At 74.3% G+C, this 22,578-nt stretch carries 19 protein-coding genes; 5 read left to right on the forward strand and 14 right to left on the reverse strand.

Annotated features, from left to right (window positions below; translation table 11 throughout):
* Positions 1-161: 161 nt before the first annotated feature.
* Positions 162-1,562 (forward strand): cytochrome P450, encoded by a 1,401-nt coding sequence (locus ACIPYS_RS39155; protein ID WP_400755321.1) that lies wholly within the window; start codon positions 162-164, stop codon positions 1,560-1,562.
* An 85-nt stretch (positions 1,563-1,647) separates the two neighbouring features.
* Here the strand turns inward: ACIPYS_RS39155 and ACIPYS_RS39160 are convergent, their stop codons facing one another.
* The 4 genes from ACIPYS_RS39160 to ACIPYS_RS39175 form a co-directional block, all read right to left on the reverse strand.
* On the reverse strand, positions 1,648-2,214 hold the full coding sequence (locus ACIPYS_RS39160) for a hypothetical protein (RefSeq protein WP_400755323.1): 567 nt from the start codon (positions 2,212-2,214) through the stop codon (positions 1,648-1,650).
* Between the two features lie 141 nt (positions 2,215-2,355).
* Positions 2,356-3,018 (reverse strand): phosphatase PAP2 family protein, encoded by a 663-nt coding sequence (locus ACIPYS_RS39165; protein WP_400755325.1) that lies wholly within the window; start codon positions 3,016-3,018, stop codon positions 2,356-2,358.
* The gene (locus ACIPYS_RS39170; protein WP_400755328.1) at positions 3,015-3,632 is read right to left on the reverse strand and encodes a phosphatase PAP2 family protein; all 618 of its coding nucleotides are present in this window, start codon (positions 3,630-3,632) and stop codon (positions 3,015-3,017) included. Before ACIPYS_RS39170 ends, ACIPYS_RS39165 begins: the two co-directional genes overlap by 4 nt.
* The gene (locus ACIPYS_RS39175) at positions 3,629-4,279 is read right to left on the reverse strand and encodes a DedA family protein (RefSeq protein ID WP_400755330.1); all 651 of its coding nucleotides are present in this window, start codon (positions 4,277-4,279) and stop codon (positions 3,629-3,631) included. Before ACIPYS_RS39175 ends, ACIPYS_RS39170 begins: the two co-directional genes overlap by 4 nt.
* Positions 4,280-4,434: 155 nt before the next feature.
* Here ACIPYS_RS39175 and ACIPYS_RS39180 point away from each other — a divergent pair, with 155 nt between their 5' ends.
* The 3 genes from ACIPYS_RS39180 (at position 4,435) to ACIPYS_RS39190 (ending at position 8,360) form a co-directional block, all read left to right on the forward strand.
* Positions 4,435-5,112, forward strand: coding sequence for a response regulator transcription factor (locus ACIPYS_RS39180; protein WP_093858671.1), 678 nt, complete (start codon positions 4,435-4,437; stop codon positions 5,110-5,112).
* A complete protein-coding gene (locus tag ACIPYS_RS39185; RefSeq protein WP_400755332.1) occupies positions 5,105-6,556 on the forward strand; it encodes an ATP-binding protein in 1,452 nt (483 codons plus the stop codon). The genes ACIPYS_RS39180 and ACIPYS_RS39185 overlap by 8 nt, the downstream gene beginning before the upstream one ends.
* 727 nt (positions 6,557-7,283) lie before the next feature.
* Entirely contained in the window at positions 7,284-8,360 is a 1,077-nt protein-coding gene (locus ACIPYS_RS39190) for a hypothetical protein (protein WP_400755334.1), read from the forward strand.
* A 299-nt stretch (positions 8,361-8,659) separates the two neighbouring features.
* On the opposite strand, the gene ACIPYS_RS39195 is transcribed toward ACIPYS_RS39190, so the two are convergent.
* The 10 genes from ACIPYS_RS39195 to ACIPYS_RS39240 form a co-directional block, all read right to left on the reverse strand.
* Entirely contained in the window at positions 8,660-10,486 is a 1,827-nt protein-coding gene (locus ACIPYS_RS39195) for a hypothetical protein (RefSeq protein ID WP_400755336.1), read from the reverse strand.
* 286 nt (positions 10,487-10,772) lie between these two features.
* Positions 10,773-12,041: an MFS transporter gene (locus tag ACIPYS_RS39200; RefSeq protein ID WP_093858668.1), complete on the reverse strand. Its 1,269-nt coding sequence runs from the start codon at positions 12,039-12,041 to the stop codon at positions 10,773-10,775.
* On the reverse strand, positions 12,038-12,820 hold the full coding sequence (locus ACIPYS_RS39205) for an alpha/beta fold hydrolase (protein ID WP_400755338.1): 783 nt from the start codon (positions 12,818-12,820) through the stop codon (positions 12,038-12,040). Before ACIPYS_RS39205 ends, ACIPYS_RS39200 begins: the two co-directional genes overlap by 4 nt.
* On the reverse strand, positions 12,817-14,076 hold the full coding sequence (locus ACIPYS_RS39210; protein ID WP_400755340.1) for a GNAT family N-acetyltransferase: 1,260 nt from the start codon (positions 14,074-14,076) through the stop codon (positions 12,817-12,819). The genes ACIPYS_RS39205 and ACIPYS_RS39210 overlap by 4 nt, the downstream gene beginning before the upstream one ends.
* The gene (locus ACIPYS_RS39215; protein WP_400755342.1) at positions 14,073-14,639 is read right to left on the reverse strand and encodes an SET domain-containing protein-lysine N-methyltransferase; all 567 of its coding nucleotides are present in this window, start codon (positions 14,637-14,639) and stop codon (positions 14,073-14,075) included. The genes ACIPYS_RS39210 and ACIPYS_RS39215 overlap by 4 nt, the downstream gene beginning before the upstream one ends.
* Positions 14,639-15,889, reverse strand: coding sequence for a hypothetical protein (locus ACIPYS_RS39220; RefSeq protein ID WP_400755344.1), 1,251 nt, complete (start codon positions 15,887-15,889; stop codon positions 14,639-14,641). Before ACIPYS_RS39220 ends, ACIPYS_RS39215 begins: the two co-directional genes overlap by 1 nt.
* Positions 15,890-16,627 carry a trans-aconitate 2-methyltransferase gene (locus ACIPYS_RS39225; RefSeq protein WP_093858663.1) on the reverse strand — a complete coding sequence of 246 codons (738 nt, stop codon included), beginning with the start codon at positions 16,625-16,627 and terminating at the stop codon, positions 15,890-15,892. It lies immediately after the preceding gene.
* Positions 16,624-17,802, reverse strand: a complete 1,179-nt coding sequence (locus tag ACIPYS_RS39230) for a hypothetical protein (RefSeq protein WP_400755346.1) — start codon at positions 17,800-17,802, stop codon at positions 16,624-16,626. The genes ACIPYS_RS39225 and ACIPYS_RS39230 overlap by 4 nt, the downstream gene beginning before the upstream one ends.
* Positions 17,795-18,988: a lysine-2,3-aminomutase-like protein gene (locus ACIPYS_RS39235; RefSeq protein WP_400755348.1), complete on the reverse strand. Its 1,194-nt coding sequence runs from the start codon at positions 18,986-18,988 to the stop codon at positions 17,795-17,797. The genes ACIPYS_RS39230 and ACIPYS_RS39235 overlap by 8 nt, the downstream gene beginning before the upstream one ends.
* A gap of 132 nt (positions 18,989-19,120) precedes the next feature.
* Positions 19,121-20,212 (reverse strand): serine hydrolase, encoded by a 1,092-nt coding sequence (locus ACIPYS_RS39240; RefSeq protein WP_159424753.1) that lies wholly within the window; start codon positions 20,210-20,212, stop codon positions 19,121-19,123.
* Between the two features lie 375 nt (positions 20,213-20,587).
* Here ACIPYS_RS39240 and ACIPYS_RS39245 point away from each other — a divergent pair, with 375 nt between their 5' ends.
* Entirely contained in the window at positions 20,588-22,486 is a 1,899-nt protein-coding gene (locus tag ACIPYS_RS39245; protein WP_400755350.1) for an alkyl/aryl-sulfatase, read from the forward strand.
* Positions 22,487-22,578 lie beyond the last annotated feature (92 nt).

Genomic DNA, 22,578 nt, shown 5'->3' on the forward strand with positions numbered 1-22,578 from the left:
CGTCGTCCGTACCGCGTCGTCCGCACCGCGCTCCTCGCACCGTCTCCTCCGCACGTCCGGCTCCGTGCTGCCGCTGCCGCTGCCGCGCGGCATCCGCCGCGACGCCGCGAGCCGCTCGGCCGTGTCCTCCAACAGTCCCGCCCAGTAAGGGAGTCCGTCCCATGACCGGCACCGCTGTCGTCCCGCCGGCCCCCGGCGCCATGCCCGTCGTCGGCCACCTGGCGGCGTTCCTGCGCGCGCCGCTGGCGTTCCTGCGCGGGCTGCCCCCGCACGGCCCGCTGGTGGAGATCCGCTTCCTCGGCAAGCCCCTGGTCGTCGTCTGCGACCCCGAGCTGACCCGTGCCGTACTGGTGCACGACCGGGTCTTCGACAAGGGCGGGCCCATGTTCGAGCGGCTGCGCGAGGCGGGCGGCCAGGGACTCGCCTCCTGCCCGGCCGCCGAGCACCGACGCCAACGCCGCCTGATGCAACCGGCGTTCCACCAGTCCCGGTTCCCCGGCTACGCACGCATCATGACGGAGCGCCTGGACCTCGCGCTCCGCCGCTGGCGGCACGGCCAGACCCTCGACCTGGCCGTCGAGTCCCGCACCATCACCGCCGACGTGGTGCTCTCCGCGGTGTTCGGGACCAGCCTGGACCCGGGCCTGCACGGCCGCCTGGCCGCCGACTTCGACACCCTGCTGGCCGGCTTCACCCGGCACACCCTCCTGCCCAAGAGGCTGCGCACCGTCCCCACACCGGGCAACGTCCGCTACGACCGGGCCACCCGGCGGGTGCGCAGCTCCATGGCCGACCTCACCGCCGACCTCCGCCGACGGGTCGCCGCGGCGGCGGACGGGGACGGGGCGGCGGACGGAGGAGCGGCCGAGGACAACCTGCTCTCGATGCTCATCGCCTCCCGCGACCCCGGCAGCGACCTGCCCGCGCTGAGCGACGAGGAACTGGTCGACCAGGCCGTGACCATGTACTCCGCCGGCACCGAGACCACCGCCGGCGCCGTGAACTGGGCGTTGTTCCTGGCCACCACCCACCCGGCCGTCCTGACCAGGCTCACCGCCGAGGTCGACGCGGTGCTGGGCGGGCGCACCGCCGGCTGGGACGACCTGCCCCGCCTCACCTACACCCGGCAGGTGCTCACCGAGGCGCTGCGGATGTACCCGCCGGGGTGGTTCCTCACCCGGCAGACCGAGGAGGACACCGAACTCGGCCCGTACGCGATCGCGCGCGGCACGGTGATCGCCTACAGCCCCTACCTGATCAGCCACCTGCCCGACCTCTATCCCGACCCCGAGCGCTTCGACCCCGACCGGTGGGACGCGCACGGCGGCCGGCCGCAGGTACCCGTCACCGTGTTCGGCGGCGGTGCCCGCAAGTGCATCGGTGACGAGTTCTCCCTGGTCGAGGGCGTCCTGATGCTGTCCTCGCTGCTCAGCCACTGGCGGATCGACCTGCACCGCCACACCCTGACCGCGCCGCGGCTGCCCCAGCTCACCCTCAACCCGGGTCCGATGCCCGCCACCCTCACGGCCCGGCGGCACGCGCGGGTCCCGGCCCGGGGGTGAGGGGGTGGGCGTCCGCGCGAACGCCGACCGCCGGGGCCGCGTCCGGTGGGAGCGGCCCCGGCGGTCGCCGGTGGTGGGGGAGCCGTTACGGGCAGAGCTGGTGGGTGGTGGGCGTGCACTCGGGGTCCGGGTCGACCGGGCCGCCGCCGGGCCGGTAGTTGGACCACCAGACCGGCGTGCTGCCGTAGTAGACGACGATGTTCCCGCCGTTCTGGACGGCGAGGTAGGCGCCGGGGTAGTTCATGGTGCGGCTGTTCCAGACCGCGCGCCAGGCGGCGTCGTAGGCGACGAGATTGCCGTCGTACTGCATCTGGAAGTAGGTGCCGATGCCGTGGGTGCCGACCGCGGTCCAGACGGCGACGTTGTTCTTGTACAGCACCACGTGGCCGTCGTACTGCTGGTACAGCACCGTGCTGCCGTCGGGGGAGGACCAGTTCTGGCCCCGGTTGAGGACGCTGCCGCCCTGGACGACGGTCTGGTTCGCGTCCGAGGCCGGTGCGGCGGCGGTGGCCGGTGCCGCGGCGGCGGGTGCGCCGGCCGCGGGGGCACCGTCGGCGGCCTGGGCGGCGGTTCCGCCCAGCAGTCCGGCCGCCATCAGGACGGCCCCCAGTGCGACACCGGTGCGGGGAACGAGGGAAGGCGCGATCCTCATGTCGGTCACTCTCCTCAAGTCACTTCTGCAGGTGGCTTGTTGCCGCGACGAGTCTCACCGTGCCCGTACCGTCCGGGCAAAGCCCTTCGAGGGAGCTCGAAACCGGGCACGCCCGCCCGGGGCGCCCCGCCCGGGCACGCCTCACCCCCGGAGCCCGCGGAGCTGCGTCCGGAACAGCAGGACTCCCAGGGCCAGCCAGGCGGCGGCCAGCAGCCAGCCCGCCAGCACGTCCAGCGGCCAGTGCACGCCGAGGTAGACCCGGGTGCAGCCGATCAGCACGGCGAAGACGGTGGCGGCCGTCACGGCGGGACGGGCCGCGCCCGGGCGGGTCAGGGCCACCGCCAGGGCGACCAGGCCCGCCGAGAGGGCGCCCGTGAAGGCGTGCCCGGACGGGAAGGCGAAGTCGTGCGCCGTGAAGGCCCAGTCGGCGGCCGGCGGGCGGGGCCGGCCGAAGCCGTGCATCAGACCCCGGCGCAGCAGCTGCCCCACCGCCAGCCACACCACCGGGGCGAGCAGCACCGCGACGGCGGCCGGCCGGGACCGGTGCGGGAGGGCCGCCCGCGCGAGGAGGAGCCCGGCCGCGAGGGCGAACAGGTAGGAGAAGACCCCGGTGCCCAGCTCGGTGAGGAGTTCGGCGGTGCGCTCGGCCGGGTCCGGCCGGTGGGCCACCACCCAGTCCAGCACGGCGCGCTCGAACCCGAACGGCGCCCAGCCGTGGGCGCCGACCAGCGCGGCGACGGCGGCGAACGCCGCGACACAGACGGCGAGGACGGCGGCGGCCGCCGCCGAGGGGCGGACGGTCATGCGGTCAGCCACCTCCGCAGTCCGCCCGCACGGGCCCGGTCGACCAGGGGCGCGGCCCGGCCGGACAGCAGGCCGAGCAGATGGCCGGCGGCCGCGCCCACCAGCGCCCCGAGGAGGACGTCGTGCGGGTAGTGGACACCGACCAGCACCCGGGTCAGGCCCATCGCGACCGCCAGCAGCAGTCCGAGCGAGCCGAGCCGGCGGTCGACCTGCCACAGGGCGGCGGCGCCGGCGAAGACGATCACGGTGTGGTTGCTGGGCAGCGACCAGTCGCCGGCACCGGGGCAGGCCTCCAGGGTCGGCCCGGCGTCCAGCACCCGGCAGGGCCGGGGTTCGCGCAGCACCGACTTGAGCAGGGTGTCCGCGGCGAACGCGAGCGTGACCACCAGGGGCACGGCCAGCGCGCGGGCCATCAGGGCGCCGTCGGCGGTGCGCGCCCGCCACCAGCCGAGCAGCATCAGGACGGCGAGCAGCAGCAGCCCGACGGTGGACCAGAGGGCCACGAGGTCCCGGAGCGGTGCCGGGAGGTGCTCGGCCCATCGGTCGATCCGCAGGTACAGGCCGCCGTCGACCGGCCGGCCGTCGAAGGCGAGCGGGACCGTGGGGCGGTTCACCCGTTCCTCCCCCGGCGGCGGGACCGAAGCACCTCCAGCACCAGCGGCAGCAGTGAGACCGCCACCACGACCGCGACGATCGGCAGCAGGTAGTGGTCGACGTTCGGGATCGACGATCCCAGTGCGTAGCCCGCCATGACCAGGCCGACCGTCCACACCAGGCCGCCCACGACCTGCCACACGGTGAAGGTGCGGACGTCCACGCCGAGCGCGCCGGCCAGCGGGTTGAGCACGGTGCGCACCACGGGCACGAAGCGGGCGAGCACGACCGCCTTGCGGTGGCCGTAGCGGGTGAGGATCTCCTCGGCCCGCACCGCGCCCTCGTGCAGGTGCTTGTTGTGGGAGCGCGTGAGCAGTGCGCGCCCGCCGCGGCGGCCCAGCAGATAGCCGACCTGCGCGCCGGCGAGGGCGCCGACCACCGCGGCCGCCAGCACCTGGCCGAGGTCGAGGTGCGGGCCGCTGCGCTCGCCGGTGGTGCACAGCAGGCCGGCGGTGAACAGCAGTGAGTCACCGGGCAGGAAGAAGCCGACCAGCAGGCCGGTCTCCGCGAACATGATCACGGCGATGCCCAGCGCGCCGAACGCGGCCAGCAGCGAGCCCGCGTCCAGCGGATTGACGGCCAGTGCGGCCGTCGGGGGTAGCACCATGGAAGCGCCCTTTCCGAGAAGGGGACCCGGCCGAGCCCGCAGGCGGGGCCCGGTGCCCACTGACACGGTCAGCATGACCGAACGGCGCTGAAGGTCGGCTGAAGACCTGAAGACGTCTTCAGCTGCCCGGCGCGGCGACCTGCGACCCTGGGGGCATGCGCGTACTGGTGGTGGAGGACGAACAGCGGCTCGCCCTGGCGGTCAAGCACGGTCTGGAGGCCGAGGGGTTCGCCGTCGACATCGTCCACGACGGCCTGTCCGGGCTGGCGCGCGCCACCGAGCACGCCTACGACGTGATCGTTCTCGACATCATGCTGCCCGGTCTCAACGGTTACCGGGTCTGCTCCCGCCTGCGGGCCGCCGGCAGTGACGTGGGCATCCTGATGCTCACCGCCAAGGACGGCGAGTGGGACGAGGCCGAGGCCCTGGACACCGGGGCCGACGACTACCTCTCCAAGCCGTTCTCCTTCCTCGTCCTGGTCGCCCGCCTCAAGGCGCTGGCCCGCCGCATCGGCTCCCGAGCCCCCCAGCGCACCGTGCTGGGCGACCTGGTGGTGGACTCCGCCGCCCGCACCTGCCTCCGGGCCGGGACCCCGGTCGCTCTCACCCCGCGCGAGTTCGCCGTCCTGGACCACCTCGCGCGCCGGGCGGGCGAGGTGGTCTCCAAGCGGGAGATCCTCGACGAGGTCTGGGACAGCGGTCCCGACAGCGGGGCCAACACCGTCGAGGTCCACATCAGCGCCCTCCGGCGCAAGATCGACACCCCGTTCGGCCGGACCGCGGTGCAGACCGTGCGCGGCGCCGGCTACCGACTGGCGGCCGACGGTGGCTGACCCCGCCCGCCGAGGGGTGCTCGCGGCCCTCCGCCGCCGGGCCGACCGGCTGCTGCGCTCGCCCCGGGTCACCGCCGCGACGGAACGGCTGGCACCCCGGTCGGTCCGCACCCGCACCACGATCGCCGCGTGCGCGGCCGTCGCCGTCGTCCTGCTGGCCGCCTCCGCCGCGGTGGTGCTGCTGATGCGGGTCAACCTGCACCGCACCGTCGAGACCGCCGCCCGCGAGCAGGCCCGGACGGTGGCCGCCTCCGCCGCCCAGGGACCCCTGCCGCACGTGCTCCCGCTCGGCCCCGGCACCGACTTCGTCCAGGTCACCGACGCGTCCGGAGCCGTGGTCGCCGCCAGCCAGAACCTCGCCGGCCACCCCGCCCTCACCGGCACCGAGGACGGCCACGACAGCTTCGACCTCGGCATGCTCGGCGACGAGCACCACCAGCGGGTCACCACTCTCACCACCGGCACCCCGAACGGCCCGGTCACCGTCCGGGTCGGCGCCTCCCTGCACACCGCCGACACCGCCGAGGACCTCACCACCGCCGCACTCGGCGGACTCAGCGCCGTCCTGGTGGCCACCGTCGGCGTGGTGACCTGGCGGGCGACCGGCCGCGCGCTGCGCCCCGTCGAGGCCATCCGCGCCGAGGTCGCCGCGATCGGCGACCGCGACCTCGCCCGCCGGGTGCCCGAACCCGGCAGCGAGGACGAGATCGCCCGCCTCGCCCGCACCATGAACGCCATGCTCGACCGGCTGGAGGCGGCCGGCGTCCGCCAGCGGCGCTTCATCGCCGACGCCTCCCACGAACTGCGCAGCCCGCTCGCCGTGCTGCGCACCCAACTGGAGGTCGCGCACACCCACCCCGACCCCGGTGTCCGCGCGGACATGGTGGCCGGCGCGCTCCAGGACACCGACCGGCTCCAGTCGCTCGCCGCCGACCTGCTGCTGCTCGCCCGCCTCGACTCCACCGGGCACAACGGCCCGGCCGAGGAACTCGACCTCGCCGAACTGGTGCGCACCTGTCTGGACGGCCGGGCCCCCGGGCGGACGGAGGTCGTGGCGGAACTGGCCGACGGCATCACGGTGACCGGGAACCCGATGTGGCTGGGGCGGCTGCTGACCAACCTCCTCGACAACGCGGAGCGCCACGCCCGCCGCCGGGTGACAGTACGGCTCGCCCTCGACCCGGAGACCGGCCGGGCGGTCCTCGACGTCGCCGACGACGGCCCCGGCGTCCCGCCCGCGGAGCGCGCGAAGGTGTTCGAACGCTTCACCAGGCTCGACGACGCCCGCAGCCGCGACGACGGCGGGACCGGCCTCGGCCTGTCGATCGCCCGCGACATCGCCGCCCTGCACGGCGGCACCCTCGGCATCGAGGACACCCCGGCCGGCTGCGCCTTCCGGACCCGCCTCCCGGCCCTGCCCCGTACCGAGGCGCGGGGACGCTGAGGCGCTGAGGCGCTGAAGTACCGGGCGGCGCCGAGCCGCTGACGCACGGCGGTACCGGCGCGCGGGGCACGCCCCGGGAGCGCCCTCCGCGCTCCCCGACGCCACCGGGCACGCCGCCGGGGGAGCGGAATTATTACAGGAAGGGACACGATCGGCTGCCGCCGGGTTACAGTGAAACGGTCGCCCCGGCGTGTTCAAGGCAATCCGTCAGGAACAGTTCTCTTCACGGGGGCGAGTCGCCGCCGCCGGATCGAGCCGGCGCATTTCGATCGGTCGAGCACCCCCTGCCACTCCGTTCCGCCGCATTGTCGGCCACCTGTCGGCAGGCGCGGGGAGCGTGCGGGCGGGGCAGAGGAAGCGAGCGTACCGGCGTCGGAGCACCAGGGGAGGGTGGCGCATGCCTTCGGTGTCCTCGTTCTTCACGCAGGCGGCCGATTCCGGGAGTTCGGAGTCGGCAGGGGTGGATTCCGGCACCGGTCCGCACAAGGAATTCGACCGGCAGCCGACCCGGTTCCGGCTTCCGGCACGGCGTTCGGTCACCTGCCCCGATCCGGGGCGGAACGCCCGCGGCGACATCACGACCACGGATTACGACGAGCAGGGAAATGCCCGCAGCCGGACCGGCGCGGACCGCTGCGGACCCGAGCGGCCCGGGCGGCCGGCGCGGACCGGAGCCGGACGTCCCGGCGGCACACCCCGTCACACGGAGCAGCGGAGGAGACCGCAGATGACCCAATGGGCAGGAGTGTCCAAGCTCTCGCTGATGCTGGAGACCGGAGGTCCGGGCGCCGAGATCTACGCGAACGGCCGGAACCAGGTCGCGGTGACCATCAGCGTCAAGCCGACCGACGAGAACGGAGCCACCTACTACGGGGACATCTCCTGGCCGGACCGGGTGAACCTGGTCGACTACGTCAGTGGCGAGAAGCTCAACTGGCAGGGGCGCGAAGGCTGGTGCTTCACCGACCGGGAGGACCGGTACTTCCACCACGTCCCCGGCGGGAGCAGCCGGGACGCCGCGGAGGCCGAACCGGCGGAGGCCGGGCCCACGGGGGCCGAACTCGCGGAGCCCGAACTCGCGGAGGACGGAACGCAGAGGTTCACCTTCTACGTCAGCTGCTGGCCGGGCGCGGACCGCAAGTCCGTCTCGGCCTGGGTCGAGACGGACACCGGAAAGGTGTACACGACCACGGCCGGATCGGGCTCCTTCGAGGGCAAGGTCACGCTCGACCCGCTGGTGGCCCTGACCCACCGGCGGTCGGACGTCGACTGGGAGTACTCCAGGACGGCGACCAGGTACGAGAACGACACCAAGTACGTCACCACCGAGGCCTGGAACTACTACCTGTCGCTGGCCGCCACGGACAACTACTTCGTCACCTTCTCGGTGTCGGGCTACTGGAGCGACCCCGGCTACGAGGGCTTCTTCGCCTGCGACATCAAGCCCGACAGCCACCACAAGAACCTCTACGGCTCCTACGTCTGGTACCAGGAGCCGCACGCCGGCTCCTACGCGGGGGACGGCGGCTACGGCGGACTGATCGTCAACTTCCCCGACGGCAACAAGTGGTGGGACTACGCGCGGATCTACGACCGGGAGTACCCCGAGCAGTACCTGTGCTTCACCTGGGTGCACGCCACCACCGGAGGGGACGGCTGGCACATTCCCAACGGGCCGGTCCACACCTGGCGGGTGTACTTCAGCCCGGTGATCACCGCGTGGGACCGGTACGGGAACACCGGGAAGTTCAGCATCGACGGATCGGGGGTGGACAGCGGGATCGACCTCGCCGACTACTCGTAGCTCCGGGCGGGTCGCCGGGAGCGGCCGGGCAACGGCCGGGCAGGGGAAGGGTGCTGCCCGGGCCGTGGCCGGGTGGCGGCACGGGGCGGTGGGGGGGCCCCCCCCCCCCCGGGGGGCGGCCCCCCGGGGGGGGGGGGGCCCCCGCCCCCGGGCGCCGGGGGGGGGGGCCCACCGGGGTCGGGCGCGGGGGGGGGGGGGGGAGGGGGGGGGGCGGGGGGGGGGGGGGGCGGGGGGGGGGGGGGGGGGGGGCCCGGGGGGGGGGCCCGCCCCCCCGCCCCCCGGGGGGCCCGGCCACCGGGTCAGAGCGGGTCCACCGGCGCCGGGCCGCGGGCGGCGAGGCCGAACGGGCGCAGCCGCTCCCAGCCCCGCGACTCGTACCAGGACCGGTCGAAGCCGTTGACCGGGGGGACGTGCAGGTCGCCGCTCTGGAGGCCCTGCGCGAGGGTGCGCCACAGCTCGTCGACCAGGGAGCAGTGGCGCACCGCCTCGGCCAGCTCGGTGGTGGTGAACGGCGGTCCCTCCATCCGGACCAGCCGGATGTCGTAGCAGCCGCGGTAGCCGTGGCCGAAGACGGTGAACGGCGGGTGCCAGACCTGGGCGCCGGGCGCGCGGATCGTGTACCGCACGCGGGAGGCGACATGGCCGCCGTGGTGGTGTTCGGCGTGCTCGGCGATGTCGGGCACCTGCGGCGGGAAGAAGTAGTGCCGTTTCTCCGGGATCTCCGCCCGGTCGTACTCGCCCGGGGCGAAGTGCCAGCGGTTGTACATCATCCGCTGGGCGGACCGCCACAGGATCGCCGCGGTCTCGTCGCCGACCTCGGCCATCCTGGTCGGGTGCGGAAGGCAGCAGCAGAAGAAGTCTCCCTTCTTCAGCGCCAGGACGCCGTCCGGGCTGCCGGCCCGGACGCCGCGCAGTCCGGACAGGTCGCGCACCGAACTGCTCATGCCGTAGTCGGCGTCGGTGGCCACGATCGAGGACAGCACCACGGCGGCCAGCAGCTCGCCGATCGCGCCCTGGCCGGGGGGTGCCGGACCGGGATCGGCCTCGGCGGTCGCGTCGAGTGCGACGGCGGCCAGGGTCATCGCCCGCAGGTCCGCCCGGACGTCGCCGGTGGTCTCCACCCCGAGGTTCAGCCGGCCGTGCCGGGCGACCAGCTCCGGCATCGTCTCCGGGTCGCGGGGCAGCGGGAAGTCGAGCAGCCGCTCGTTCTTCACGAAGGTCAGCCCGTTGATCCGGCGGTAGCGCATCAGCTCCGAGCGGTCGACGTCGTGCATCAGGTCGCGCACCAGCTGGGCCAGTTCGGGCAGCGGGAGGCCGGCCGCGCCGCCCGGCCCGCGGTCCAGCGCGGCGCAGTACTGGGCGTGCCGGTCGAGCAGGAACTCCCGCAGACCGGTGGCGGAGAGCTGGAGGCCGTTGAACTCCTCGAAGCGCACCGAACGGCCGCTGACGAACAGGCAGTGGGCGAGGACCACGAACAGCCGGTCGGCCGGCCGCCAGTCGTCGACCGGCGACGTCCGGAGGCCGGTCAGCAGGCCCTGCCGGGTCAGGGTGTTGGTGCCCGCGTCGGACTTCGAGAAGACGTCCCGGCCGATCAGGATGTAGACGCTCTCGACCCGTTCGACCCAGTCGGCCAGTCTGGCGAGCCGGTCGTCCAGCTCGCCGTTCTTCTCCCAGGTGCGCAGGATGGTGTCCGCCTCGTGCCGGTCGGCCGCCTCCCGGGCCTCGATCACCCGGGTCTCCTCGGCCACCGCGTCGAGCACCTCGGCCGGGACCCGCAGGCGGCCGACGGGCGCGGCCTCGGGGCCGGGCGGTTCGCCGGGTGCCCAGAGCGACAGACCGGCCAGCGGCGAGCGGGTGAGCGTGACCGGGTCCGGGCCTGCCGGTCCGTCCGGGTCCGGGTCCGGGGTCGAGCCCGGTTCCGCGGCGAGGAACTCCACGTCGCCGCGGCCGAGGACGTGCTGCACCAGCAGCGATTCCCAGGTGGTCAGCCGGGAGCAGGCGAGCCGCAGGGATATCCGCCCGTTTCTGGTGAGTTCCGCGAGCAGCAGTGCGGTGGCATCGTGCCCGGCACCGTAGCCGGTGGCCGTGGCGGTGGCGGTCGCCCCGTCGGCGGTGCGGGGGATCACGACCGGGCTCCCGGTGCGCGCCGGACGGCGGGGGCTCCCGTGGACGGGGCCTCGGTGGATGCGCCGGCCCCGCCGGCCTCGGCAGGGCCGCCGAGGCCGCGCGGGCGGACGAGGATCGTGCAGATGACTCCAATTGTCGCCATGGTCCTGACTTTCCATCGGAAGTGACAGGTCGAAGGGTGCGAGAGGTCGAAGGGTGCGAGAGGTCGGGAGGGGCGGGGGAAGGGGGCGTGGTGCACCGCTCCGGCCGGCCTCACCGGCCGGCCGGAGGGGGTGGTGCGGACCGCTACTGGGCGGCCGAGGACTCGGCGGCCCGGACGGACGCCCCGGCCGCAGCGTCGGCCGCCGCGTCGGTGGCCGGCCCGGGCCCGGCCGGGAGCACCGGCAGCCGGGCGCAGAGGGCCAGCGAGAGCAGGGCGCACCCGAGGGCCACCCCGGTCTGCGTGCCCAGGCCGAGACCGGCCACCAGCCCGCCGACCATGGCCCCGGCCGGATAGCCGGCCATGTTGAGACTGGCGGAGACGGCGAGGGTCGCGGTGGCCCCGGTCCCGGGCAGCAGCCGCTGCCGGAGGCTGAGCAGCCCGACGTCCATGGGCCCCACGGCCACCCCGAGCAGCACGAACATCGCGGCCAGCCAGAACACGGCGGAGTGCAGGAACAGTCCCGCCAGGCCGAGCGCCGTCAGGGCGGCACCGGCGATCAGGAACCGCCGCTCCGCGCCGTCGGCGATCCGGTGCCCGGCGGCCAACGAGGACGCGATCCCCAGCGCCCCCGCGATCGACCAACTGGTGCCGGTCCAGGAGGGGGCGGCCCCGAACCCGGCCGAGACCAGCTGGGGCAGTGAGACGACGAGGACGCCGACCGCGACCTGGTAGAGGAAGTACACGCCGGTCAGCCCGCGCAGCACCGGGTGGACCAGGATCCCGCGCACCGCCTCCACGGCGCTGCGCAGGCCGACCTCGCCGCCGGCCTCCGGGGTGGTGCGTCCCGAGGCGGCCGCGACCAGCGCCGCCGCCAGGTAGGCCGCGCCGACCACCGCCACGCTGTGCCGGCCGCCGAGGACCGTGACCGCGATCCCGGCCAGGGCGGGCCCGGCCATCGCGGCCAGGCCCGAGACCATCGAATCGAGACCGTTGGCCGCCCCGCGCAGCTGCGCGGGCAGCGAGAGCGCGACGTAGCTGCGGAACGCGACGTTGCCGAAGGCGCTGGTCAGCGAGGACAGCAGGGCCAGCCCCCACAGGGTCCAGATGCCGCCGGCGCCGGCCGACGCGCCGAAGGCGATCCCGAGCGTGGCGGCCGCCTTGATCAGGTAGTCGGCCGCCATCCACGCGGTGACGTTGCGGCCCTGGAGGAAGCCGCCGCTCAGCGGGCTGAGCAGCAGGCCGGGCAGGGTCGCCAGCAGCACGGCCAGGCCGGCCGCCGCGGGGCGGTGCAGGTCCTGCACCACGAAGATCACCACGGTGACGTCGAACATCACCTGGGCGAACCGGCCGACCGCCGTCGACAGGGCCAGCTGGGCACAGATCCGGTCCGCCAGGACCTTGCGGTAGCTCACGCCGGTGCCGCCTCCTCCACCGTCCGGGCCAGCAGCCGGGCCACCGCCTCCGGATCGTCCAGCCAGGGCACGTGCCCCGCCCCGGGGACCGTCCGTGCCCTGCCGTCCGGCAGCGCCGCGGCCAGCTCCCGTGCCGACGGGGCGCCGGCCCACGGGTCCTGCTCGCCGTTGACGACCAGTACCGGGGCGCCGACCCGTGCGGCCGTCGCCGTGAGATCGTCCTCGGGAACGCGTCCGGAGAGCACGGCGCGCACGGCGTGGAGATCCCAGCTGCGGGCGCAGGCGGCCAGGAAGCCGCGCTGGGCCGGTCCGAGGGCGGGGAAGGTGAGGGCCAGGTCGGCGAGCAGGAGTTCGCGCAGCTCGTCGTCGTCGGCCGGTGCCCGGTCGGGCGCGGTCGCCCGGGCCAGCCGGGCGGTCTCCCGCAGCGGGCCGTCGAGCGCGTCGAGGCGCTCGTCCAGCAGCTCGGGATGGTCGGTGCGGTCGTGCAGCTGGGCAGCGACCAGCACGACCGCGCGGACCCGACCGGGGCTCCGGGCCGCGGCACGCAGGGCCGGGCGGGCACCGGCGGAGTGGGCGAGGAGCAGAACCGGCCCCTCGGTACCGGCCGTGTCGAGCAGCCGGACCAGCCGGTCGGTCTGGACGGCGAACGGGTCGCCGCCCGGCCCGCAGTCGCCCGCCCCGACCAGGCGCCGGCAGCCCGGCGGCAGCGGGAGCCCGGCGAGGGTCTCGCCGCCGAGGCCGGGCCCGCCGGGCGCGAGCACGACGGTGGGCGGGCTCATGCGCTCCTCCCGGTCCGGTCGTCGTCCGCGGGGACGGCGGTGACGGCGGGCCCGGTCGCACCGCTCGCACCTGTGGGTCCGCTCGCACCTGTGGGTCCGCTCGCACCTGTGGGTCCGCTCGCACCTGTGGGTCCGGTTGCGCCTGTGGGTCCGGTGAAGTCGGCGAGGTCGCCGAGTTCCGCGACCAGCCGTTCCGCCGCCGGGTCCAGGCCCCGGATCCACAGTGCCTGCCGATGGGCGACGCAGCCGCGCAGGTTCTTCGCCTCGTCCGCCGCCGGTCCGTACTCCACCGCGTGGTAGCCGTGGGCGGCGGCGTGCTCGACCAGGTGGTAGTAGGCGAGTTCGAAGTAGACGGGCAGCCCGGAGATCTGCTCGTAGTCGAAGCCCGGGAACAGCGCGTACACCCGCCCGGCGTAGGTGCTGGACACCACGCAGCCGAGGATCCGCCCGTCCCGCTCGGCCAGGTGGGCCTCGGCCCGGCCGTCCTCGATCCCGGTCAGCGCCGCGACCCAGTCGGCGTAGCGGTCGAGGTCGACCCGGCCGCCGTGCCGGGTCACGTTCTCCTCGGCCAGCTCCACCAGCGGCCGGGCCAGTTCCCGGGTGAGCGGCACCGTCCGGCAGGTGATGCCCGCCTCCCGGACCCGGCGCCGCTCGCTGCGCACCGAGACCCGGCGCTTGCTGGTCATCCGGTCCAGGTAGTCGTCGAAGCCGGTCCACGGCCCTTCCAGCGCCCACCGCGGCGTCAGCGGGAAGCGCCGGTAGCCGCGCTCGCGGAGGAGGCCGACCAGCACCCTCTCCCGCTCGTCCACGCTCGGCCAGCAGACCGAGGCGGCGCCCTCCGAACGCCCCCACTCCTCCAAGGAGTCGACCACGGCGGCGAGTTCGGCCGGACCGGCGCCGCCGGGCCGGTGCGCGACCCGGCTGTCGTACCAGCCGCCGGCCAGCAGGGTCGGGAACAGCGGCTCCCCGCGCGGCTCGGGGATCTCCAGCAGGACGTCGGGGCGGCACAGGTCCTCGGTGCAGTCGCGGCCGAAGAGCCAGCCGGCCGTTCCCGCCACCGCCGTGCCGTCGCGGTCGACCAGGGCGGCCCGGGCGTCGCGCAGGCCGCCGCCGTAGGTGCCGGGACCGACCTCCATCCAGCCGGGCAGCAGGAAGAGGTCCCGCTCGCCCAGCAGTGTCACCCAGGACCGGGAGGGAACCTCCTCGATCCTCAACAGACTTGCCCGCACAGTGTGTTCGGGTTGAAGCGCGGTCATGTCGCCTCCTCCGGGCCGCCCTGGCCGGCCGGGGCGCCGTCCACCTGGCCGGCCCGCAGCGGGAGTTCCTGCGGTACGTCGGCGGCGGCGGCCAGCGCCGGTGCCATCCGCCGCTCCCACTCCCCGGCCAGCTCGGCCGGCGGGGCTCCGGAGGAGGACCGCACCGACCCCGGGCAACTCGCCGCACCGCAGCGGCAGTCGAACTCCCACGGCTCGTCGTAGCGGAAGGTTCGGTAGTCCCCGGTCACCTCCTCGCCGGCCCGGATGTCCCGGACGGCGAGGCCCGCCGCGAGGCCGTGGTCCAGGACCGTGGCCTCGCAGGAGTGGTTGAGCAGGTGCGCGCCCCGGCAGGGCAGCAGCAGGCTCCGGTCGGCCAGCCGGTAGCCGAACTCGTCCAGCCAGTCGACGACCCGGGGCGAGAGGGTGAGCTGTTCGGCGGCGTCCCAGGTCCGGCACTGCGGGCACGGTCCCCACAGCACCGTGCCCATCGGGATGTCGCGCAGCGCGACGAGACCGGTCCCCGCGACCGCGCTGAAGCCGGGATGGAGAGCGGAGTGCAGCATCAGCCGATCCCCAGGATCTGCTCCAGCTGCCGCTCGACCTCGGCGACCGACCCGTCCTCCCGGCCCACCACCAGATAGCGCCACTTGCCGTCCACGGCACGGGTGTCCGCCGTCAGCACGGCCCGGGCGTCCGCCGCGGGGTCGGCGAGTCCGGCCGCCGCCAGCTTGGCGGCGGCGCTCGCGAAGTCCAGCCCGTCCGGGCCGATCCTGACGTCCGCCCGCCAGTGCACCGGGGAGTCCCCGGGCCGCAGCCGGCGCGCCAGCTCCTCCAGGTAAGTGCCGCCGGTGCGGCGGACGTTGGCCTCGGTGACGACGTAACCCCCGTCGTACACACCGCAGTCGACGTCGTAGATGCCCCGGTAGCCCTGCCCGTGCAGCCAGCCGCCGATGGCCTCGGCCGCACCGCGCAGCTGCTCGTGGTACGGGCCCTCGGCGGCCGGGGTCACCATGCCGGTCCAGGCGTTGTTCACCGTGCGCTGGTCGCAGCTGTAGAAGTCGGTGGGGCCCCGGTCGTCGATCTCCAGTTCCATGCTCGGCGTCGCCGTGAACGGCAGGAACTCCTCGTACACCCAGCCGCAGTCGCGCGCGGGCTGCCCGGCCACGGCGTCCAGGACCTGCCGCTCGACCGACGCCGGCCCGTTCGCCCGGATCACGGTGTTGCCGAAGCCGTTGGAGCCACGGTTGGTCTTGATGATCGCGCCCGGCCGGTCGGCCAGGAACTCCACCAGGGCGGCGGCCAGTTCGGCCGGGGTCTCGGCGAATCCGCCGTCCGCGACCGGCAGCCCCAGACCGGCGGCGGTCCGGCGGAAGCCGTCCTTGGTGTTGATCAGCCGCAGCGCCTCGAGGGTGCTGTCCTCCGGCAGCCGGGTGTACGGCAGCACCCGCACCCCGGTGCGGCGGCCGAACTCCAGCACCGGACCGTCCAGCACGAACGGCTTCAACTCCGGCCGCTCGGCGATCCGTCCGGTGGCGCCCAGGTCGGCGGCGACCTCCAGCGCGTGCACCCCGCGGACCTCCGGCGGGGCAACGATGTCGACCCGGTCCACGTCCAGGCCGACCACCTCGGCCACGTAGTCGCGGAAGGCCGGGGTGCACGGCGCCAGCATCACCACGCAGTCGCCCGGCCGGGCCTGCCAGAGCTTGCGCGGGGTCGCGGCGGCCATCGCCCGCCGGTAGGCGTCCGTCGGCTGCTCGGCCATGATCTCGCTGACGATGTTGGCCAGAATCGTACGACTCGGTTGCTCGCTCACTCAGTTCGCCTTCCGCTTCGCTGTGAACAGGGCGTGTCCCGCGTACATCCAGACCACGTCGACCTCGACGAAACCGGCCTCGCGCAGCCAGTCCAGGTGCTCGGCCACCGAGGACGGCTTGTCGACCGGGTCCGGGCCGGGCAGCCGGTAGTGGTTCCACTCGGTCCGCTCGAACGCGACGGCCGCCTCGTCGCCGCCGAACTGCTCCTCGGACGCGCGGCGCACCGCCTCCTCCCAGTGGTCGCCCGCGAGCGTGCGGGCGGTGGCACCGGCGGGCTCCACCAGGTCGGCCATGACGAAGACGCCGCCCGGCGCGAGCATCGCGTGGATGTCCCGGTAGAGCAGCCGCTTGCCCTCGCCGTCGAGGTGGTGGACCGCCAGCGAGGTCATCACACCGCCGTAGCCGACGCCGGTGCGCCACAGCCGGTCCTCGATGTCCGCCTCGACGCTGTCGTGCCGGTCGGCGAACGGCTCCAGCCGCTTCGCGGTCAGGGCCAGCATCTCGGGGGAGCGGTCCAGCACGGTGACCCTGGCCTCCGGGTCGCGGCGCAGGTACTCCTCGGACAGCCGCCCCTCGCCGCAGCACAGGTCGAGGACGTGCGGGACGGGGATGCCGGCCAGCAGGTCGCACACGGCGGCGGTCTGCTCCGCCCGGCGCGGGACGAAGGCGTCCCCGTACTTGCTGAACACCTCGGTGTCCGAGAGCTGCCAGGTGTCCGCGGGGGACGTGTCGGTCATGATGCCTCCATCGGTTCGAGAATCCGCTGTGCGCACAGCCATTGGGCGAGCCGCCCGCACTCCCGCGGCACATCGTGCGGCGTGGGACGGTTCGTGAGCGCCGCTTCCAGCCAGTCGCGGGGGACCGGGCCGTCGGCGAAGTCCGCGGCGTGGCCCAGCGCGGCGACGGTCAGCCGCCCGGGACCGGCCGGTGACCACAGCACCGGTGCCGTCGACTCGCGGCGGACGGAGCGCGGCTCGGTGCCGGTCCGGTCCGGCGGGGCCGGCCGCATGCCGAGCGCGGTCAGCCGCGCGAGCAGGGCGGCGTCGTCCCCGGTGGACCGGACGTGCTCCCGGTAGTCGGCCAGCCAGTCGGCCGGGACCTCGCCGTGCAACCGGTCGCCCCACAGCGGGAGGAGCTTCGCCTCGACGTCCAGGGTCCGGGTGTACGAGGCGATGTTCAGCGCGACGGACGGCTCGTGGGTCTCGCCCACGTGCCAGATGCCGCTGCGCCAGAAGAAGCCGCCGCCGGTGGTGGCGGTGAGGACGTGGCCGTGCTCCACCACCGAGCGGCGGTCGAGGTCCGGCAGGTACTCCTCCGGGAGTTCGGACTCGGGTTCGACGTCCTCGCGCACCGTCGTCCCGGCCGGCACCCAGTCCGTGCCCCGCCAGAAGTGCATGCTCTTGCGGCCCGCCAGGACGAGGTGGAGGTTGGTGCAGCCCTCCCGGTGGATGCCGCCCGGGGTGTTGCGGTAGGCGCCGTGGAACACCTCGACCTCGACGTGGCCGGGCGGCAGTCCGAGCCGCCAGAGGTGGGGTGCCAGCAGCTCGACGACGGCGCGGAACAGCGTCCGGTCCTGCTCCTGCACGGCGCGGGCGTAGACGAAGCGGTCGTCGTCGGGGCCGAAGGTGTGCCGTCGGCCCAGCCAGGCGGCCGGTCCGGCGGCGTCCGCGCCGGTGGTCGGCCAGGCGTCGTGGTCCACCACCGGTTCGCCGTTGACGTGCAGCTTCACCTGGTCGGCGCGCAGGCCGGCCGCCTCGGCGGCGAAGGTGCGGGTGAGCGCGGACCAGGCCAGGCCGGCGGTCAGCTCGGGCGCGGACCAGGAGAGTGCTGAGGTGACGCCCCCGGGGTCGTCGAAGGAGACGGAGCCGGGGCCGCGTGCGGGTGTGGACCGGGACGCGAGGTCCTCAGTCATCGGTCGGGTCCTCCTCCGTGGCTGTGGTCGTGGCTGTGCTTGTCGCTGTCGCTGTCGCTGTCGCTGTCGCTGTCGCTGTCGAAGCCGCTGCCGCATCCGCAGCCGCTGTCGGTGCCGTGGTGGTCGGGGCTTCCGCGACGCGCGGCGGGTAGGGGTGGCGCTCGCCCCACGGGTCGGTGACGACGTGCGTGCCGTCGGTCCCGTCCTCGCCGGGCTCCAGGTACGAGGGGCCGATCGGCACCTTCCCGTGGCCGCCGGGGATGTCCAGGACGTAGGTGGGCTGGCAGGTGCCGGAGACCCGTCCGCGCAGCCGCCGGACCAGCTCCTGGCCCTCGGCGATGCTGGTGCGGAAGTGGCTGGTGCCCTGGGCGAGGTCGCCGTGGTGCAGGTAGTAGGGCTTCACCCGGTTGGCCACCAGGGTCCGGAACAGTCCCTCCAGCGCCTCCGGGGTGTCGTTCACCCCGCGCAGCAGCACGGTCTGGCTGAGCAGCGGGACACCGCCCCGGTTCAGCCGCCGCAGCGCGCCGCGCGCCGCCGTGCCGATCTCCTGGCTGTGATTGGTGTGGACCACCACCCAGACCGGGGTCTCGGTCGAAAGGGCGTCCACCAGCTCGTCGGTGACCCGGTCGGGGTCGACCACCGGCACCCGGGTGTGGAAGCGGATCACCTTCACGTGCTCGATCGCGTCCAGGGCCGCCATGATCGGGCGGAGCTTGGTGGGCGCGATGATCAGCGGGTCGCCGCCGGTGAAGATGACCTCCCACACCTCCTCGTGGGCCCGGATGTAGTCGAGGGCGGCCTCCAGTTCGGCCTGGCCGAGCATCCCCTCGCCGGGGCCGACCACCTCGCGGCGGAAGCAGAAGCGGCAGTAGACCGGGCACAGGTGCATCGGCTTGAGCAGCAGCCGGTCCGGGTAGCGGTGGGTGATCCCCTTGACCGGGGTGAAGGGGTCGTCGCCGATCGGGTCGGCGCGCTCCTCCGCGGTGATCAGCAGTTCGGCCCCGGTGGGGACGAACTGTCTGGCGACCGGATCGTCGACGTGCGTGATCCGCTCCTGGATCACCCCGGTGATGCTCACGGCGTACCGCTTCGCGACATCGCGGAGCTCCGGCAGGCTCTCCTCGTCGACGAGGCCGTTCTCCAACAGGGACTCGGTGGTCCTGATTGTGCGGGGACGATTACGCATGGCTCCGCCTGTCCTGTGCGGTTTCATGGATTCAATGCCAGCGCCCGTAACAATGACCGGCTGTTCTCAATGACATGTTCTTCTGGACGCACATTTCCCGTTCGTGCGGGTGCGCTTCTACTGTCCGGTATTTCAGCGCGCGGTCCGGACGAGCAACCGCCCGGGGTGGAGTCGTTCGTCCGGGTCCTCGGGCTGTCTCGTCACCGTGGTGGCGAGCGCGAGATCGCGGTCGGGCTCGTACGCCATGACCACACCCCAGCTGCCGCAGTGGCCCCACCACCGCCCCGGCCCCAGCGGGATCCGGTAGATCCCCATGCCGCGCCCCTCCGCGCCACGCGCCGCGACGGGCGCCAGCATGGTCGCGAGCGTGGTGGGCCGCTCGAAGACCCGGCCGCGGAACAGCGCCCGGACGAACGCGGTGAGGTCGGACATCGTCGAGACCAGTCCGCCGCCGCCCCAGAGGTCGCAGGACGGATCGACGGCGAGCAGGTCGGTGCCGGACACGTACTGGTGCGCGCGGTCCGCACCGGCCCCGGGGGTGGGCTCCAGCGACTCCAGGTGGACGGAGTCCAGGCCCAGTTCCCGGAGCGGCAGCAGCTCGCGGTAGGCGGCGGCGAGCGGCCGCCCGGTGACACGTTCGAGCACCTCGCCGAGGATCACGTAGCCGGTGTCGGAGTAGTGGAACTCCTCGCCCGGGTGGGAGAGTCGGCGGCCGTGCTCGACCGCCCAGCGGACCTGCTCCAGACGGCTCCACCGGTGGCCGGGGTCGGCGAACGCCTCCGCGTCGTAGGCGGGATCGCCTCCCCAGTCGTACAGGCCGGCCGTGTGCTGGAGCAGCTGGCGCACGGTCATCAGGGCCGGTCGGTAGCCGCCCTCGGCGAGTGCGCCGAGGACCGCCTCGGAGGCCAGCGCCGAGACCGGTTCCTCGAGCCGCAGCTCGCCCCGCTCCGTCAGCCGCAGCACCGCGGCCGCGGTGAAGGTCTTGGTGACCGAGGCCACCCTGACCGCCGCCGTCGGCCGCAGTTCGCGACCGGTGGCGGCGTCCGCGACGCCGCTCGCCCCGGCCCAGTGCCAGTCCTCGCCGCGCAGGGCGGCCAGGACGCCGGGCTGGCGGGGGGTCGCGGCGTGGCCGGCGCGGAGTGCCTCCGCGAGGCCGCGGGGCGCCGCCGGCCGGGTCGGCCCGCGGGCCGCACGGTCGGAACGACTACTTCCGTTTGATCGCACACTCCTCACCCCCATGCCCGATGTGAAAGACCCACCCCCGTGGACGTGCTCGCCGGTACGGCAACAACGATCAAGGGCATCCGGAGTTCGACGCTCTGTGTCCGGATCACCCAGCGGCAATACTCGCATCCCGACTCTGCCATGACAACAGTGCCTGGGGGCCCCATTTCACGACCGATCCCGAGCTGTGCATTTTGCCGATGAATGGTGGATGAAGGGTGATTCCTTTACCGTCGCGGACGGTGGCGACGTCCTCCGGACGGACCACGCCGGTCGTGCGACCGGACGAAGGTCGTGAGGGTGGGAAGGGACGTCCGGCGGCGGGCCCGTCGACGCCGCCGACGTACCGCAGCGGAACCGCAGAGGGAGAGCGACATGACCCGGAACACCGGACCCGCGCCCGCCGAACCGTCGGTCCGGCAGGCCAACGCCGACCTCCTCGGCCGCCTCCCGTTCGACGACACGCAGGACCACGAGGACGCCCGCCGCGGCTTCCTCGGCACCGCCGCGGACCCGCTGATCCGCAGCGGCGACCGGGTGGTGTGGGACCTCGCCGCGTACGGCTTCCTGGAGCGGGACTGCCCCGACACCGTGAACCCCAGCCTGTGGCGCCAGAGCCGCCTGGCGGCCGACCACGGGCTGTTCGAGGTCGTCGAGGGCGTGTACCAGGTACGGGGCTTCGACCTGTCGAACATGACCGTCGTCGAGGGGGAGCGGGGCGTCCTGGTCGTCGACCCGCTGATCTGCGCCGAGACCGCCGCCGCCGCGCTCGCCCTCTACCGCGCCCACCGCGGCGACCGGCCGGTCAGCGCGGTGCTGTACACCCACAGCCACGTCGACCACTTCGGCGGTGTGCGCGGCATCGTGAGCGAGGAACAGGTCGCCGACGGCCTGCCCGTGATCGCCCCCGAGGGGTTCCTGGAACACGCGGTCAGCGAGAACGTCTACGCCGGCACCGCGATGGCCCGGCGCGCCGCCTACATGTACGGCGCGGCGCTGCCCAAGGGCGAACGGGGACAGGTCGGCGCCGGGCTGGGGCAGACCACCTCCACCGGGACCGTCGGCCTGATCCCGCCGACTCTGTCCGTCACCCGCACCGGACAGACCGAGGTGATCGACGGCATCCGGACGGTGTTCCAGCTCACCCCGGGCACCGAGGCGCCGGCCGAACTCAACATCCACTTCCCCGACCACCGGGCGCTCTGCCTGGCCGAGAACGCCACCCACAACCTGCACAACCTGCTGACCCTGCGCGGCGCGCAGGTTCGCGACCCCCGGGTGTGGGCGCACTACCTCACCGAGGCCGTCACGCTCTTCGCCGACAGCACCGACGTCGCCTTCGCCTCCCACCACTGGCCGACCTGGGGACGCGACCGCGTGGTGGCCTTCCTGACCGAGCAGCGCGACCTGTACAGCTACCTCCACGACCAGAGCCTGCGCCTGATCAACCAGGGCCTCACCCCGCTGGAGATCGCCGAGCGCATCCAGCTGCCGCCCGCGCTGGAACGGGCCTGGCACACCCGCGGCTACTACGGCTCGGTCAGCCACAACACCAAAGCCGTCTACCAGCGTTACCTGGGCTGGTTCGACGGCAACCCGGCCCGGCTGTGGGAGCACCCGCCGACCGGGGCCGCCCGGCGCTACGTCGAGTTCATGGGCGGTGCCGAGGAAGTGCTGCGCCGGGCGCGGCGGTCCTTCGCCGAGGGGGACTTCCGCTGGGTCGCCCAGGTCGTCAACCACGTGGTGTTCGCGGACCCCGACAACTCCGAGGCCCGCGCGCTCCAGGCCGACGCGCTCGAACAGCTCGGCTACGGCAGCGAGAACGGCACCTGGCGCAACTTCTACCTGACCGGCGCCCTCGAACTGCGCCACGGCCCGGTCGGCACCCCCACCGAGACCGACACCGCCGACTTCATGGCCGCCCTCACCCTCGGCCAGCTCTTCGACGCCGCCGCGATCCGGGTGGACGGCCCGCGCAGCTGGTCCGCCGACATCACCGTGCGGTGGAACCTCACCGACAGCGGCCCGGTCACCCTGCGGCTGCGCAACGGCGTCCTCACCCACACGGCCGGCGACGGCCCGGCCGTCGGCACCCCGGACGTGACCGTCACCCTCGCCGAGGCCGACCTGCGCGCCCTCCTGACCGGCGCCGCCACGGCGGAGGAGCTCCTCGCCGACGGGCGGGCCGAGGCCACCGGCGACCTGGGCCGGATCGCGGAACTCCTCGGCCACCTCGACGACCCGGACCCGGGCTTCGCGATCGTCACCCCCTGAGCGTGGCGCCCGCCCCCCCCCCCCCGGGGGGCGGGGCGGGGGCCGCCGGCCCCCGGGGGGGGAAGGGGGGGGGGGGGGGGGGGGAAACCGGG

It is taken from the genome of Kitasatospora sp. NPDC089913, assembly GCF_044748625.1.
Classification (GTDB): Bacteria; Actinomycetota; Actinomycetes; order Streptomycetales; family Streptomycetaceae; genus Kitasatospora.